The sequence below is a fragment of the Streptomyces sp. NPDC031670 genome (assembly GCF_055580545.1).
The window spans coordinates 784,084-798,702 of sequence record NZ_JBVILC010000001.1 but is presented as its reverse complement, the minus strand read 5'-3'; the positions used below and the strand labels follow the sequence as shown (position 1 = coordinate 798,702).

The window sequence follows — 14,619 nt, the reverse complement described above, 5'->3', positions numbered from 1 at the left end:
CGCGTCACCCACAGGCGACCTTCAGCCACCGGGGACGGAAGGGGAGGGAGGGGGCGGAGCGGACGCCGGTGCCGGTGTCGGTACGGGGGGCAGCAGAGGGCCGCACTCCCACTGCTGGAAGATCAACCGCGTCTCCACCCGGGCGACTTCGCGCCGTGAGGTGAATTCGTCGATGACCAGCCGCTGGAGGTCGGCCGTGCCCGTCACGGCCACATGGACCAGGTAGTCGTCCGGGCCGGTGAGGTGGAACAGGGCGCGGGACTCCGGGAGCGCCCGGATGCGTTCGACGAACGGACCGATCAGTTCGCGCCGATGTGGCCGCACCTGCACCGAGAGGAGGGCCTCCAGGCCGCGGCCCATTCGCGCCGGGTCGAGCCGGAGCTGGTGCCCGAGGATCACTCCGGTGCGGCGCAGTCTGGTGACCCGGTCCAGGCAGGTGGAGGGCGCCACGCCCACCTGGGCCGCGAGATCGCGGTAGGTGGTCCGGGCGTCGTTCTGCAGAAGGCGCAGAATGTCCAGATCCACCGGGTCCAGTACGACAGAATCGGCCATTGGCCGAACGTAGCACGGACCTCGGCGCTTCTTTCCGGTCACGCCCCCACAGTGCCGCCATGGACACCGACACCCAGGACCGCGCCCAGGCCGCACCCCGTGCCCTGGCCACCGAAGCCGTCCACGCCGGCCGCGACGACCTCGCGGCACTCGGACTGCATGCCCCGCCGATCGACCTCTCGACGACCTACCCGTCGTACGACAGCGCGGCCGAGGCCGCCCGGATCGACGCCTTCGCGGCCACCGGAGCGCTGCCCGAGGGGCCGCCGGTGTACGCCCGTCTCGACAACCCCACCGTGGGCCGTTTCGAGACAGCCCTCGCCCGGCTGGAAGGCGCCGAGGGCGCTGTCGCCTTCGCCAGCGGCATGGCCGCCCTCTCCGCGGTGCTGCTCGCCCGGGCCTCGGCGGGCCTGCGGCACGTGGTCGCCGTCCGGCCGCTGTACGGCTGCAGCGACCACCTCCTGGACGCCGGGCTGCTCGGTACGGAGGTGACCTGGGTGGACCCGGCGGGCATCGCCGACGCCCTGCGGCCCGACACCGGTCTGGTGATCGTGGAGACCCCGGCCAACCCGACCCTCGCCGAGGTCGACATCAGGGCCGTCGCCCACGCCTGCGGTTCGGTGCCGCTGCTCGTCGACAACACCTTCGCCACACCGGTGCTCCAGCGTCCGCTGGAACAGGGCGCGCGGATCGTGCTGCACAGCGCCACCAAGTACCTGGGCGGCCACGGCGACGTCATGGGCGGCGTGGTCGCGTGCGACGACGCGTTCGCCCGGCAGCTGCGCCAGGTGCGGTTCGCCACCGGCGGCGTGCTGCACCCGCTGGCCGGCTATCTGCTGCTGCGGGGCCTCGCGACGCTTCCGGTACGGATGCGGGCCGCCGCCGGGAGCGCCGCGGAGCTCGTACGCAGACTGACCGATGACCCCCGGGTGGCCCGGGTCCACTATCCGGCGGTGGGCGGGGCGATGGTCTCCTTCGAGGTGTACGGCGACCCGCACGCCGTGATCGCGGGCGTCCGGCTCATCACCCCCGCCGTGAGCCTCGGCAGCGTCGACACCCTCATCCAGCACCCGGCCTCCATCAGCCACCGGATCGTGGCCGAGGGAGACCGGCGGTCCGCCGGGGTGAGCGACCGGCTGCTGCGGCTCTCGGTCGGTCTGGAGGACGTGGAGGACCTGTGGGGCGATCTGAGCCGGGCGCTCAGCGCTCCGCCTGCTCGAACGACGACCGCTCGAACAGCGGACGCTCGAACGTGGGCAGGGAGGCCGACGGAAAGTCGGCCGACGGACGCGCCCCCGCGCGAGCCTTCGGCAGCCGTGCGGTGATCACCAGGGTGCCCTCCTCGATCTGGTAGTCGAGCGGCAGCCCGAGGCCGCGCATCGCCGCCACCATCCCGGTGTTGGAGGACTGCGTCACCGCGTACACGCTCTCGCAGCCCGCCTCGGCCGCCAGTGCCACCAGGCGCTCCAGGAGCTCGGAGCCGATGCCCCGGCGCTGCCAGTCGTCCTCGACGAGCAGCGCCACCTCGGTCTCGTCGCCGTCCCACAGCAGATGGCCGAGGGCGACGAGCCGCCCGGAGGCCGACTCGGCGGCCAGGGTGCGCCCGTAGCGGGGGCTGAGCAGGTGGTTCAGATAGCGGTCGGCGTCGCCGACCGGGCCGTGGTAGCGCAGGCCGAGCGTGCGGTCGGAGCAGCGTTCGTGCATGGCCTTGGCGGCCTCGACATCGTCCTGGCCGGCCCGGCGGACGGTGATCTCGTTGCCCTCGGCGAGGGTGAGGACGTCCTGGCTGCGGGGGATGCGCGGACCGAGCCGCGCGTCCAGCTCGACCAGCGCGCGCGCCCGCGCGAACTCGGTCGGGGTGAAGGGCAGGTAGGGCCGCTCGATGGTGATGACCCCGCCGCCCGGATCGCGCAGCCGCATGGTGGTCGATTCGAGGACGCCCTCGACCGGCGCCGTCTCACCGGTCGGACGGCCGGACAGCGACACGGCGGGCAGTGAGTGGATGGTGCACCGGCCCAGCAACTGGCGGAGCGCGAGCGGCAGTTCCGCCGCGTCGAGCGCGGTGCGGGTGGCCAGGCCGAGCACCCGGGTGGGCGCGTCCACCAGGTCGTGCGCGTCGGCGCGCTCCAGCCAGATGTCACCGCCGCCCGCCCCGGCGATCTCCCGGGTCAGCCGGGCGGCCGAGAGGTCGGCGGGGGCCCGCAGCAGGAGTTCGTCGACCGTGCCCTCGGCCAGCGGGTGCGTCTGGAGGGTGAGGATGTCGACCCCGCTGTGGGCGAGTGCGGTGCACAGGGCGGCCAGGCTGCCGGGCTCGTCGCGCACGGTGGCCCGCATCCGCCACAGCGAGGTCTCGCGTGAGGCGGCGCCGTTGTGGGCGGACCCGTCGGCGGGCGCGGCGCCGGTGCGAGCGGGCGCCGCGCCCGTATCGACGGGTGCCGGCGGCGCGTGGCTGTGGCGCCGGGCCCACCAGGTGTGGAAGGCCGCCGTGGCGACCAGCGCGACCGCCGAGGCGATCAGCAGGAACGGTCCGTCCGGTCCGTGTGCGACCGTGTTCGCCACGGCGTCGGCCACCGCCACGGCGGTGAACATCGCGGCCAGCTCGATCAGGTCCCGCCGCCAGTGGGGGCGGCGGGTGCTCGTGCGGACAGTCAACTCGGGCATCTCAGTCATGCCTTCACTGTGACCGAGCGGTGTTGCGTGATCGCGAACGCTTTGTGACTGATGGGTTAAGTGTGGTTCTGGTGCATTTCTGGCCGTTTCTTACGGCTTGTGGCGTGGAATGACCACCTCAGGGCCGCACTCCGTACGCCGTCGCGCGAGCCCGTACGTGGCTACTGGCCCACCAGCCCCGGCTTCAGCACCTTCGTGAAGAGTACCGAACCGCCCTGGGCGCGCAGACGCACCGTCAGCTCGCCACTGCCGCCGTCGATCTCGACCTCGCCGAAGTTCGGCGGGGCCTCCATCGGCGAGGCGTTGGCCCTGGCGGGCGCGTGGACGAAGACCTGGTCGGGGCCGAAGGTCGCGTCGAGCGCGTTCGCCGGGAAGCCGCCCGCCGCGAGCGGCCCCGACACGAACTCCCAGAACGGGGCGAAGTCCTTGAACGCCGCCCGCGACGGCTCGTAGTGCTGGGCCGCCGTGTAGTGCACATCCGCCGTCAGCCACAGGGTGCCGGTGATCCGGCGGTGCTTGATGAACCGCAGCAGCTCCGCGATCTGGAGCTCGCGCCCGAGCGGCGCGCCCGGGTCGCCCTGGGCCACGGCCTCGAAGTTCACCGGTCCGTCGGTGACGACCAGACCGAGCGGCATGTCGGCGGCGATGACCTTCCACACCGCCCGGGAGCGCCCGAGCTCCCGTTTCAGCCATTCCAGCTGCTCCGCGCCGAGGATGCCCACGGTGTCGTCGGCCCGGCGCCCGGGGGAGTTGGCGTCGCGGTACGTGCGCATGTCGAGCACGAACACGTCCAGCAGCGGCCCGTGGCGCACGACCCGGTGCACGCGGCCCTCACGGCTGCCCGGCCGCAGCGTCGAGACGGGGAAGTACTCGCTGAAGGCTCGCAGCGAACGGGCCGCCAGCACGTCGATGTTCTTCTCGGTGTAGCGGGCGTCGTCCAGGATCTGGCCGGGGTACCAGTTGTTGCGCACCTCATGGTCGTCCCACTGGACGATGGACGGCACCCGCGCGTTGAACCGGCGTACGTTCTCGTCGAGCAGGTTGTAGCGGAAGTTGCCCCGGTACTCGTCCAGCGTCTCGGCGACCTTGGACTTCTCCTCGGTCGTGAGGTTCCGCCAGACCCGGCCGTCGGGCAGCGTCACGCTGGGCGGGATCACCCCGTCCGCGTAGATGTTGTCGCCACTGGAAAGGAAGAAGTCCGGATCGAGCCGTCGCATCTCGTCGTAGACGCGGAATCCGCCGATGTCCGGGTTGATGCCCCAGCCCTGCCCCGCGACGTCCCCGGACCAGAGGAAGCGCACGTCCCGGTGGCGCGAGGCGGGCGCGGTGCGGAAGGTGCCGTACACCGGCTTTCCGGTACGACGGGGGTCGTCGGGGTCGGCCAGGGTGACGCGGTAGTGGATCTGCTCACCGGGCGGCAGCCCGCGCAACTGCGTCGTACCGGTGAAGTCGGTGCCCGGCCCCAGCAGCGGGCCCAGCCGGCTGCGCGCCCGGCGGAACGATTCGGTGGCCGAGGTCTCCACGACCATCCGGGCCGGCCGGTCGGACCGGACCCACACCAGCCCCGAGGACGCCGTGATGTCACCGGTCTGCACGCCCCAGTCGGCGTTCGGCCGCCCGGAGAGCGCCAGCGCGGGCGCGGCCGTGGCGAGCCCGGCGGGCAGGGCGAGCCCCGCCGAGGCGACGAGCGAACCCTTCAGTACGGTACGGCGGTTGGGCGAGGGGATCCGAGGGCGGTACGGCATCGAGGCGCCTCCTGGGACGGGTGGTGGGTCAGGGCGGTGGTCCGGCGCGTGCGGATCCGTGCCATGCCTACTGCCCGGCTGCGGCGCGGGCGCGAACCCCGGGTGAACAGCTGGAGGTCACCTGTGAGCACCCAGTCCTCGGACATCTGGCCGGATACCTTCGGCCTAGGGCGAGCGGCCGGGGACCGAAGGACGATCGCCTCTGTGATCTTCGATGACTATGTTGGGTACACGCCACCGGCTCGGGCGGCGTGTCACCCCACCACCAGCGAAAGCCGAGGCTCCCATGCCCGTCGGAGGCCGTTCACACATCCGTATCGCCCGCCCCTCGCGCGACCTCGCCGCGGCGGAGCGCTTCTGGGTGGAGGGCCTGGGCCTGGACGTCGTGTGGCGGCACGACGCGCAGGGCGCGGGCCCCGGCGAGCATGCGCTGCTGATGGTCGGCTGGCCCGACGCCGACTGGCATCTGGAGCTGGTCCAGGCGCAGGCCGGGGACGTCGCGCCCCGGCCGACCGAGGAGGACCTGCTGGTCGTCTACGCGGACGAAGAGGTTCCGCAGGACCTGGTGGCGCGCCTGGAGGCGCACGGCGGCAGGCGGGTGCCGTCGCCCAACCCGTACTGGAACGAGTGGGGCGTGACGATCGAGGACCCGGACGGCTACCGGTTGGTCCTGTGCAGGCGGGGCTGGTCCAACTCCTAGGCGCCGCCGCCGTCCAGCGCCCCGGCCAGGAGCCGCACCCCGCGCGCGATGTCCGAGGGCGTCAGATGGGCGTACCCGAGCACCAGCGGCACGCCGTCGCCCGCATCGGCCCCCGGCGAGCGGTAGTACGACAGGGGACGCACGGCCACGCGCGCGTGGGCGGCGCGTTCGAGCAGACGCGGCTCCGGGCCGTACCGGTCGGGCAGCCGCGCGATGATGTGCAGCCCGGCCGCGATCCCGCTCACCCGCGCGCCCGGAAGGTGCTCGTGCAGCGCCCCGACCAGCGCGTCCCGCCGCTCCCGGTAGGCGCGTTGGCACCGGCGCAGCTGACGGTCGTACGCGCCGCTGGTGACGAAGTCCGCGAGCAGCGCCTGGTCCAGCGCGGGATTGCCGAGGTCCATGGTGCGTTTGCGAGCGACGATCGAGCCGGTCAGCCGCTCCGGCGCGAGCAGCCAGCCGAGCCGCAGGCCCGGGGCGAGCGACTTGCTCACCGACCCGGTGTACGCCACACGTTCCGGGTCGAGCCCCTGGAGGGCCCCGACCGGCGCGCGGTCGTACCGGAAGTCGCCGTCGTAGTCGTCCTCGACGACGAGCCCGTCCACCGCCCGGGCCCAGTCGAGGAGTTCGGCCCGCCGACGCGCGGAGTAGGCGATTCCGGACGGGAACTGGTGGGCCGGGGTCGTCACCGCGACCCGCACCCCGCTGGCGTACAGCGGGTCCATCGCCAGGCCCTCCCGGTCGAGCGGCAGCCGCCGGGTCCGTACGCCGGTGGCCGCGAACAGCGCGGTGTGCTCGGGGCTGCCCGGGTCCTCGACGCCCACGGTCCGCCCACCCCGCTCTTCGGGCGTGAAGCGCTCGGCGAGGGCGAAACCGAGCAGCGTCGTCGCCTGAGCCACCCCGGAGCAGACCACGATCCGTTCCGGGTCGGCGACCACGCCCCGCCGCCGGGCCAGCAGAGCGGCGAGCGCGGTCCGCAGCTCCGGCAGCCCGCGTGGATCGGGGTAGCCGAGCGAGCGGTGCGGCAGCCGCTCCAGGACGCCCCTGTGCGCGGCGGCCCAGGCGGCCCGCGGGAACAGCGACAGGTCGGGGGTGCCGGGCAGGAAGTCGACCCGGGCCCCCGGGTCGCGCGGAGCCAGATCACGCGCGCGTGGCGCGTCGGCGGCGCGCGCCGCCGCGCCCACCCAGGTCCCCGAGCCCCGGTCGCTGCGCAGATAGCCCTCGGCGGTGAGCTGCTCGTACGCCTCGGTGACCAGGCCCCGTGAGACCCCGAGGTCGGCGGCGAGCTCACGGCTCGACGGCAGCCGGGTCCCGGCGGCGAGCCGGCCCGACCGGACCGCCTCCCGGAACGCCGACTGAAGCATTCTGCCGCGCTGCCGGGCCGGTGCGGCGGCGGCCGGAAGCAGCAGTTCCCAGGCCGCGTTCCACGACGGGCGCGCCTCGCCGCCCTGAGGCGCGTGGGGCGAAGTGGTCCCCGATGACGTCATGGAAGTGGACCTTAAACAAGACCACCGCGCTGCCTAGCGTCGGCCCCATGAACGTGTCACAGCTACGGGGCGCGGCGCTCGCCGCCGTCGCCTGCGTCCTCGTCGGCGGGTCCTTCACCGCCAACAGCGTCCTCGGCGACTATCCGCACGCCGGCGGCCAGGCCCTGCGGTACGGGCTGGCCTGTCTGCTGCTGCTCCCGCTGCTCGGCCGGGGCGGCACCGCGCCGCTGCGCCGCCTCGGGCCGGCGCAGTGGGTCCTGCTCGCGCTGCTCTCCGCCGTCGGCATGGTGGGCTTCAACATGGCGGTGCTGGCCGCCGAGCGCACGGCCGAACCCGCCGTCCCCGGGGTGTTCGTCGGGTGCGCGCCGGTCGTGGTGGCGGTCCTCGTGCCGCTGCTCGACGGGCGACGGCCCACCCGGCCGGTGTTCTACGGAGCCTTCCTGGTGGCAGCCGGGGCCTTCACGGTGCAGGGGTGGGGCCGGGCGGACGCGGTGGGCATCGCCTGGTCGGCGGGTGCACTGGTGGGCGAGGTGGGGTTCGCGGTGCTCGCGGTGCCGGTGCTGCGCCCGCTGGGACCCAAGCTGCTCTCGGCGGCCGTCTGCGGCGTCGCGGCCTGCGAGTCCGCCGCCCTCGCCCTCGTACTGGACGGGCGCGCCGCGCTGCGGCTGCCCGACGCCACCGAAACGGCCGCCCTGGTCTGGCAGGCCGCCGTCGTCACCGTGGTCGGTTTCGTCTGCTGGTACGCGGGGGTGCAGCGGATCGGCGCCGAACGCGCGACGCTCTTCTCCGGCCTCATTCCCGTCTCGGCCGCGCTCACCGCGCCGCTCGTCGGCACCGGCGCGTACGGCACGGCGCAGGCGGCGGGCAGCGCGCTGGTCGGCGCGGGGGTCGCGCTGGGCGCCGGGGTGCTGAGCGGGCGCCCCCGGCGCGGCGGCTCAGCGGCTGGTGTCGAGGATGACGCGCGCGACCAGGGCGGGGTCGTCGTTCATCGGGACGTGGCCGCAGCCGGGCAACCGCACCAGCCGGGCGCCGGGCAGGGTGTGCTTGGCACGGACGCCCTGCCGGCGCAGCAGCAGCCGGTCCTTGGCACCCCAGGCGACGGTGACCGGGACTCCTGTCACGTCGGCGGTGAACCGTACGTCGATCCCGGCTCGCAAGGTCTCGTCGAAGCCGTCGGCCTCGCGCAGCGCGAGCGTCTCGGCGACGACGGCCTCGGGTGAACGGCGCCCGGGGCGCGCGTAGATGGTGCTGGTGAGCGCCGCGCGCCCGGGCGCGCTCCGGGACAACCGCTCGATGGCCGGCAGCGGCAGCAGCCTCGCCCCCCGCCGCATCGCGGTCAGCGTCGCGAAGGCGTAGCGGCGTTCCGCCTGGGACCAGAATCCCGCGGGGGAGAAGGCCGTCACCGACCGTACGAGCTTCTCGCGCCCCAGCTCCAGGGCCAGCAGTCCGCCCAGGGAGTTGCCCGCCACATGCGGCCGGTCGATGCCGACCTCCTCGCAGAACGCGCCCAGGACCGGCACGACGGTCGACAGCCCGTACGAGAGGCCCTCGGGCAGCGCCGGGGACCGGCCGAAGCCCGGCAGGTCCACGGCTATGACGTCGCGCTCGGCGGCCAGCAGGTCGAACACCGGGTCCCAGGCCTGGCGGTGATGGCCGATGCCGTGCAGCAGGAGCAGCGGATCGCCCGAGCCGGCCCGCCGGTAGGAGACGGTGACGGTGCGGCTGCCCCGGGGGGAGCCGGTCGTGAACGAGACCTCTTCGGTCATGGTGCTGCTCCCGGTCGTGGAGGGACGGCCCCGCGCGGACATGGCTGACGCGGCGGACGGCGGTAGACACCGTGTCAGCAACAATTACCCTTCGGTAGCTTGGAGTTCAAGGGGCGTGTCCAGGACAGTGTGCGAGGGGTGAAGAATCGAACAGCGCGGGTTCTCCTTCTGGACAGCCGGTTGTCGGTCGGCTGGGATGGAGCGGTGACTGCCCCCACCGCCGCCGATCTCTTCGAAGACCACAGGTCCGTCCTCACGGGCGTGGCCTACCGCATGCTGGGCCGTGTCACCGACGCCGAGGACGTGGTGCAGGAGGCCTGGCTGCGCTGGTCGGCGCGGGAGCGCGAGAGCGTGCGCGACCCGCGCGCGTTCCTGGTACGGATCACCACACGGCTCGCCCTCGACCGGCTCAGGCAGATCCAGGCGCGGCGCGAGGCGTACGTGGGACCCTGGCTGCCCGAGCTGATCGCGACCGAATTCGGTCCCGTCGTCCCCGACACGGTCGAACAGGCCATGCTGGCCGACTCCGTCTCGCTCGCCGTTCTCGTGGTCCTCGAATCGCTCTCGCCACTGGAGCGGGCGGTCTTCGTCCTGCGCGAGGCGTTCGGCTTCCCCTTCGCGGAGATCGCGGCCACTCTGGACCGCTCCGAGCCGGCGGTGCGCCAGCTCGCGGGGCGCGCCCGGCGCCATGTCGACGAGCGCAAGCCGCGCTACGACGTCGACCCCGTCCACCGCCGCGACCTCACCGAGCGGTTCATGGCCGCCGCGGGCGGCGGCGACCTCGACTCCATGCTCGCCCTGCTCGCCCCCGACGTCCGTTTCATCGGCGACAGCGGCGGCAAGTCCAAGGCCCCCACCAGGATCATCGAGTCGGCCGACAAGGTCGGACGCTTCCTGTACGCGGTCTCGCACGAGGGCGGACCGGACAGCGAATTCGTCATCCGGGAGATCAACGGCGGTCCGGCGGTACTGGTCCTCTACGGCGGCAAGCCGGACAGCGTGCTCCAGCTCGACGTCCTCGACGGCCGCGTCCACTGCGTATATGTCGTACGCAACCCGGACAAACTGACCGCGCTCATCCGTGAGGTGGAGTGCGCGCAGGGAGAGGGAAGCGGCGGCGGCGAGGAGTGCGACCCGTGCGCGGGCCGTGAGGAGTACGTGGACCACTCGCCCGGTTAGCCCCACCGGCCCCCGCAGTCACAACCCGTGCCCGGATCCGGGCACGGGTACTTTGCTGCGCCCCGCACACGGGACCGCGAACGTCGTGTGAACGCTCTGCGCCAGGGGTCGGATTCGTTCCGTAACGGAACGAGGATTGGTCTTGACCAAGGGGGTGTGCCGCCCTATGGTCGCAGAGTTAGTGCAGGAACCTTTAATAAACAAGGGCGCAGAAAAGCCGCCGGGGCACGGCGATTGCGGAGGACAGGGTGGGGACCACGCAGCTGGAAACGGTGCCGGAGCCGAAGTACTGGCACCTCAAGACCGTGCTGAGCGAGGCGCTCGACTCGGACTTCGCGGTGGGAGAGATCCTGCCCAACGAGCGTGAACTGGCCGCCCGCTTCGGCGTCGCGCGCGCCACGCTCCGCCAGGCTCTGGAGCAGCTCGAACTCGAAGGCAGGCTGCAGCGCCGCCGCGGCGTCGGCACGACCGTCGCCCCGCCGCGCGTGGGCGTCTCCGTCGGCACCGAGCAGCACGACTGGCCCGGCACCGCCGGTGACACCTGGCAGGTCGCCGACTGCGCCGTCGGCGCCCCGCCGCTCTCGGTGGCCCGGCTCTTCGACGGCCAGCCGCTCGACGAGGTGCACACCGTCCGCCGGATCCGCACCACCCACGGCCAGCCCGTCGCCGCCGAGCTCCTCTACGTACCGGCGTCCTCGGTGCCGGACCTCACCTCGATCGACGCGCCGTCCGGGCCCGCCCGCGCGCGCAGCGTGCTGCGCGAGCTCCAGCGCCTCGCCCTGGAAGGCCAGGACCGCGCGGTCGAGCTCGGCTCGGCCCGCGCGGACGACGCCAAGGAACTCGACCGGCTGCCGGGCGCGCCCGTGCTCGTCGTGACCACGCGCTACTTCTCGCTCGGCCGGACCGTCGCCGTTTCGGTGGCGACCTACCGCGCCGACACCTGCCGCCTCACCTTCGGCGACTCGGGCGACGTGCAGATCAGCCACGACGGCCACCGCCAGGCCTCCTGACCCCTGCCCCCCGTTTCTCCCGTACGGCCCGCCGCTTGGACAGCGGCGGGCCGTACGCGTTCGGGCCGGGGCAGGTCCCCTTGCTCATCCGCCCGCTTGCCCCTTCGCCCGCTCAGCGGCGGGCCGTCACCGTGCCCTCGACCGCGAACAACTGCTCCTCGACATGGTCGAGCGCCAGCCGCAGCGCACCGGTCGCCACCGCCGCCTCCCCGAGCAGCGAGAGGGCGACCCGCGGAGGACGCAGGCAGTACCGCGCCAGCTCCTGCCGCAGGGGTTCGAGCACCCCGTCGATGCCCGCCGCCCAGCCACCCACGACCACCAGCTCCGGGTCGAGCGCGAGCACCAGCGCCGCCACGTCGTGGACCAGCCTCTGAATGAACCGCTCGACCGCCTCCTGCGCACCGCTGTCACCCCGCTTGGCCAGGGCGAACACATCCGCGACCGCCTGCTCGTCCAGCGGGTGCAACGGTTCCTCGGTCGTCGACAGCAGCCTCTCCGGCGTCACGTCGCGGCCCAGCAGGTGCAGCGCGCCGATCTCGCCGGCCGCGCCGCCGAAGCCCCGGTGCAGCCGCCCGCCTATCAGCGATCCGGCTCCGGGGCTCAGTCCCGCCAGGACGAAGACGATGTCGTCGGAGTCGGTCGCCGCACCCTTCCAGTGCTCGGCCACGGCCGCCGCGTTGGCGTCGTTCTCGACCAGGACCGGGCAGCGGAACGACCGCCGCAACCGCTCGCCCAGGGGCAGGCCGGTCCACTCGGGCAGTGCCGTCCCCAGCCGTACGGTGCCGTCGGCCTCCACTATGCCCGGGCTGCCCACACCGACCGCGCGGAGCGAGCTGCGCGCCACTCCGGCCCGCCGCAGCAGATCGGCGACCGTCGCCCTGACCTTCTCCAGTCGCTCGTCGGCGGAGGCCGTCTCCGCCACCACGCGGGACCCGGCACCCACGATCCGGCCGTCAAGCCCGGACAGCAGCGCCGCCACCCGGTGCGGGCCGATCTCGATACCCAGCAGATGGCCCGCCTCGGCCCGGAACCTGAACCGGCGCGCGGGACGCCCCTGGCGGCGCGCCTCACCCTCCTCGGGAGCCGACTCGACGACGAGCCCGCCCTCCATGAGTCCTTCGACCACACCCTCGACCGTCGGCCTGGACAGACCGGTGATCCGGGTGAGATCGGTCAGAGTGGGGGATTCCGCCCCACGCAGCGCATGGAGAACCACTGCGGAATTGATCCGCCGCAGCAGAGAGGGATCCCCGCCGGTCAGCCGCCCCAACGTGTGTCCTCCCAGCTCGTACGCGTGTCTGCCGGATCGTACTCGCTGGTCAGGTAGACGGCGAGTGGCGGATGGTCACGGAGACGCATCAGCTCGGAGCCACGAAACCCGACTCGTACGCCGCGATGACCGCCTGGGTCCGGTCCCGGGCGCCCAACTTGGCCAGGACGGCGCTGACATGCGTCTTCACCGTCTCGGTACCGACGATCAGCCGGGCCGCGATCTCCGCGTTGTTGAGCCCGCGCGCCATGAGCCGCAGAACAGCCGCCTCACGCTCGGTGAGCGCCGCCTTGTCCAGCGCCGCCTTCGCTTCCCGGTTGCCGTACTCGGCCGCAAGCGCACGGACCGCCGCGGGGAACAACAACGACTCGCCCTCCGCGACCAGCCGTACCGCGTGCACGATCTCGGCGGGCCGGGCCCGCTTCAGCAGAAACCCGTCGGCACCCGCCCGCAGCGCCTCGTACACGTACTCGTCGTTTTCGAACGTGGTGACCACCAGGATCTTCGGCGGATTCTGCACGGTGCGCAGCACCGCCCGGGTGGCCTCTATGCCGTCGAGCAGCGGCATCCGCACATCCATCGCCACCACATCGGGGCGCAACTGGCGCACCAGCGGGATGACGGCGGCGCCATCGGCGGCCTCGCCCACCACCTCGATATCGGGCTGGGACTCCAGAACAGCCCGCAGACCCGCGCGGACCAGGGGTTCGTCGTCGACGAGAAGAACGGTGACCGGCATCCGTCCACCCTAGGGCGTGTTCGGATCTTGCCCTCGTCGTGGGTGGCCGGCACGCACGTCCGCGGATTTGCCGTCGGTTGACGGCGCCTGCGAGGTCTCGGCTCCGCCCAGCCAGGGGGACCCCCACGCGTCGCCGCCCCTCTCCGCCTCGCAGCCACGCAGCGTCCCCCGCTCGTCCACCGCGCCGGCGCGCCAGGGCCGAAGCCGGCCAGACCTGAACGGCACGCCCGGGCGGTCCATCAGCGCAGGCCGTCCAGCGGGAGCCGGACGCGCACCCTCCACTCTCCTTCCTGAGGACCCGAACGGGCCTCGCCACCCAGCAGCGCCGCCCTTTCCCGTATACCGCGCAGCCCGCTGCCGCCCTGTCCGCCGGGTAGGGAACCCGGCAGTGGATTCGTCACATCGAGCTCCAATCGTTCACCCGACACCGCTATCCGCACCCGCACGGGCACCGGTCCGCAGTGCCGCAGCACATTGGTCAGCGCCTCCTGAAGGATCCGGTACCCCTCCCTGGAGACGGGGCCGGGCACGGAGGTCAGCGGGCCGCTCAGTTCGACCTCCACCTTCGCCCCCGACGCCCGCGCCGATTCGAGCAGCCGGTCGGCCTCGTCGAGCGTCGGCCGCTGTCCCACCGGGCCCCCACTCTCACGCAGGACCAGCAGGACGCGCTCCAGGTCGTCCAGTGCCGCCCGGCCCGTCTCCTCGATCGCCGCTAGCGCCCTGGCGGTGAACGCCGGATCTCCCGCCGTCCGGGCAGCGCCCGCCTGCACCACGGCGACGGTCAGGGCGTGCCCGATCGAGTCATGGATCTCGCGCGCGATCCGGTTGCGTTCGAGCAGTTGCTCCGTCCGTTCCTCCAGCGCGGTCAGCCGCTCCTCCTTCGACGGGCCAAGCAGTTGCCGCGCGAGGGTGGCATTCAGCTCTCCGAGGGCCGTGACGCAACCGAGCATGAGGAGGAGGGGCAGCGGGGCGAGCACCCACCACCACCAGTGCGGTGCCATGTCGCGCAGCACGGGGACTTCGCCCGCCCCACTGCCCGCGGGAGCGGTCAGCAACTCGTACGTGATCATGGGGAGCCATACCGATACCACCATGGTCACCAGCGCGAGGGCCAGTCGGATCTCCAGCCACGCGACGGTCCGCCACTGCTCGGCCCAACCGGCCGACGAGGCCGCGGAAACGGTCGCGTCGTGCCGACCCCGCTCCTTCGGCACGACGAGCAACTGGACCTGTATGCCCTCGGCCAGGCGCACAGCCGGTATCAGCCCTATCAACAGCAGCGCGAGGAAGGGGACATAGGGCTTTTCCATGTCGATGAACAGCCAAATGCCGTACACGGCGACGGGCATCGACAGATGCAGCCATCGCGTGTACGTCACGGAGCGGCCCAGCGGGCGGAGGAAGCGGAACATGTCGCCATCGTGCCAGCGCCCGAATCGCCGCGGCTCCCCCGCACGGGGGAGATGATCCCCCCGCCCGGGGGAGGCCCAGGACCTGGCACGAC

11 protein-coding genes and 2 pseudogenes are annotated in these 14,619 nt (G+C 72.9%); 5 read left to right on the top strand and 8 right to left on the bottom strand.

What is annotated here, in order from left to right; translation table 11 throughout:
• Nucleotides 1–21: 21 nt before the first annotated feature.
• Nucleotides 22–552, bottom strand: coding sequence for an Lrp/AsnC family transcriptional regulator (locus tag ACZ5ID_RS03630; RefSeq protein ID WP_468893005.1), 531 nt, complete (start codon nt 550–552; stop codon nt 22–24).
• Between the two features lie 59 nt (nt 553–611).
• On the opposite strand from ACZ5ID_RS03630, the gene ACZ5ID_RS03625 reads away from it, so the two are divergent.
• On the top strand, nt 612–1,877 hold the full coding sequence (locus tag ACZ5ID_RS03625; RefSeq protein WP_468893004.1) for a trans-sulfuration enzyme family protein: 1,266 nt from the start codon (nt 612–614) through the stop codon (nt 1,875–1,877).
• Here ACZ5ID_RS03625 and ACZ5ID_RS03620 read toward each other — a convergent pair.
• Nucleotides 1,840–3,213, bottom strand: a pseudogene (locus ACZ5ID_RS03620) (GNAT family N-acetyltransferase); the annotation flags it as partial. The gene ACZ5ID_RS03625 and the pseudogene ACZ5ID_RS03620 sit on opposite strands and share 38 nt — an antisense overlap.
• A 170-nt stretch (nt 3,214–3,383) precedes the next feature.
• Nucleotides 3,384–4,967: an alkaline phosphatase D family protein gene (locus ACZ5ID_RS03615; RefSeq protein WP_468893003.1), complete on the bottom strand. Its 1,584-nt coding sequence runs from the start codon at nt 4,965–4,967 to the stop codon at nt 3,384–3,386.
• Nucleotides 4,968–5,253: 286 nt separating this feature from the next.
• On the opposite strand from ACZ5ID_RS03615, the gene ACZ5ID_RS03610 reads away from it, so the two are divergent.
• On the top strand, nt 5,254–5,667 hold the full coding sequence (locus tag ACZ5ID_RS03610) for a VOC family protein (RefSeq protein ID WP_468893002.1): 414 nt from the start codon (nt 5,254–5,256) through the stop codon (nt 5,665–5,667).
• On the opposite strand, the gene pdxR is transcribed toward ACZ5ID_RS03610, so the two are convergent.
• Entirely contained in the window at nt 5,664–7,151 is a 1,488-nt protein-coding gene (gene pdxR / locus ACZ5ID_RS03605; protein WP_468893000.1) for a MocR-like pyridoxine biosynthesis transcription factor PdxR, read from the bottom strand. The genes ACZ5ID_RS03610 and pdxR overlap by 4 nt on opposite strands.
• On the opposite strand from pdxR, the pseudogene ACZ5ID_RS03600 reads away from it, so the two are divergent.
• Nucleotides 7,142–7,603 (top strand): annotated as a pseudogene (locus ACZ5ID_RS03600) (EamA family transporter); the annotation flags it as partial. The gene pdxR and the pseudogene ACZ5ID_RS03600 overlap by 10 nt on opposite strands.
• Before the next feature lie 483 nt (nt 7,604–8,086).
• On the opposite strand, the gene ACZ5ID_RS03595 reads toward ACZ5ID_RS03600, so the two are convergent.
• Complete coding sequence (locus ACZ5ID_RS03595) at nt 8,087–8,917, bottom strand: alpha/beta fold hydrolase (RefSeq protein ID WP_468892999.1); 831 nt, start codon at nt 8,915–8,917, stop codon at nt 8,087–8,089.
• Between the two features lie 204 nt (nt 8,918–9,121).
• Here ACZ5ID_RS03595 and sigJ point away from each other — a divergent pair, with 204 nt between their 5' ends.
• On the top strand, nt 9,122–10,096 hold the full coding sequence (gene sigJ, locus ACZ5ID_RS03590; protein WP_468892998.1) for an RNA polymerase sigma factor SigJ: 975 nt from the start codon (nt 9,122–9,124) through the stop codon (nt 10,094–10,096).
• A gap of 248 nt (nt 10,097–10,344) precedes the next feature.
• Complete coding sequence (locus ACZ5ID_RS03585; RefSeq protein WP_468892996.1) at nt 10,345–11,106, top strand: GntR family transcriptional regulator; 762 nt, start codon at nt 10,345–10,347, stop codon at nt 11,104–11,106.
• A gap of 112 nt (nt 11,107–11,218) precedes the next feature.
• On the opposite strand, the gene ACZ5ID_RS03580 is transcribed toward ACZ5ID_RS03585, so the two are convergent.
• From ACZ5ID_RS03580 to ACZ5ID_RS03570, 3 genes are all read right to left on the bottom strand, one after another.
• Nucleotides 11,219–12,376 (bottom strand): ROK family transcriptional regulator, encoded by a 1,158-nt coding sequence (locus ACZ5ID_RS03580; RefSeq protein WP_468892994.1) that lies wholly within the window; start codon nt 12,374–12,376, stop codon nt 11,219–11,221.
• Between the two features lie 88 nt (nt 12,377–12,464).
• Complete coding sequence (locus tag ACZ5ID_RS03575; protein ID WP_406554645.1) at nt 12,465–13,115, bottom strand: response regulator transcription factor; 651 nt, start codon at nt 13,113–13,115, stop codon at nt 12,465–12,467.
• A 239-nt stretch (nt 13,116–13,354) separates the two neighbouring features.
• Nucleotides 13,355–14,527: a sensor histidine kinase gene (locus ACZ5ID_RS03570; protein ID WP_468892992.1), complete on the bottom strand. Its 1,173-nt coding sequence runs from the start codon at nt 14,525–14,527 to the stop codon at nt 13,355–13,357.
• Nucleotides 14,528–14,619: the final 92 nt, after the last annotated feature.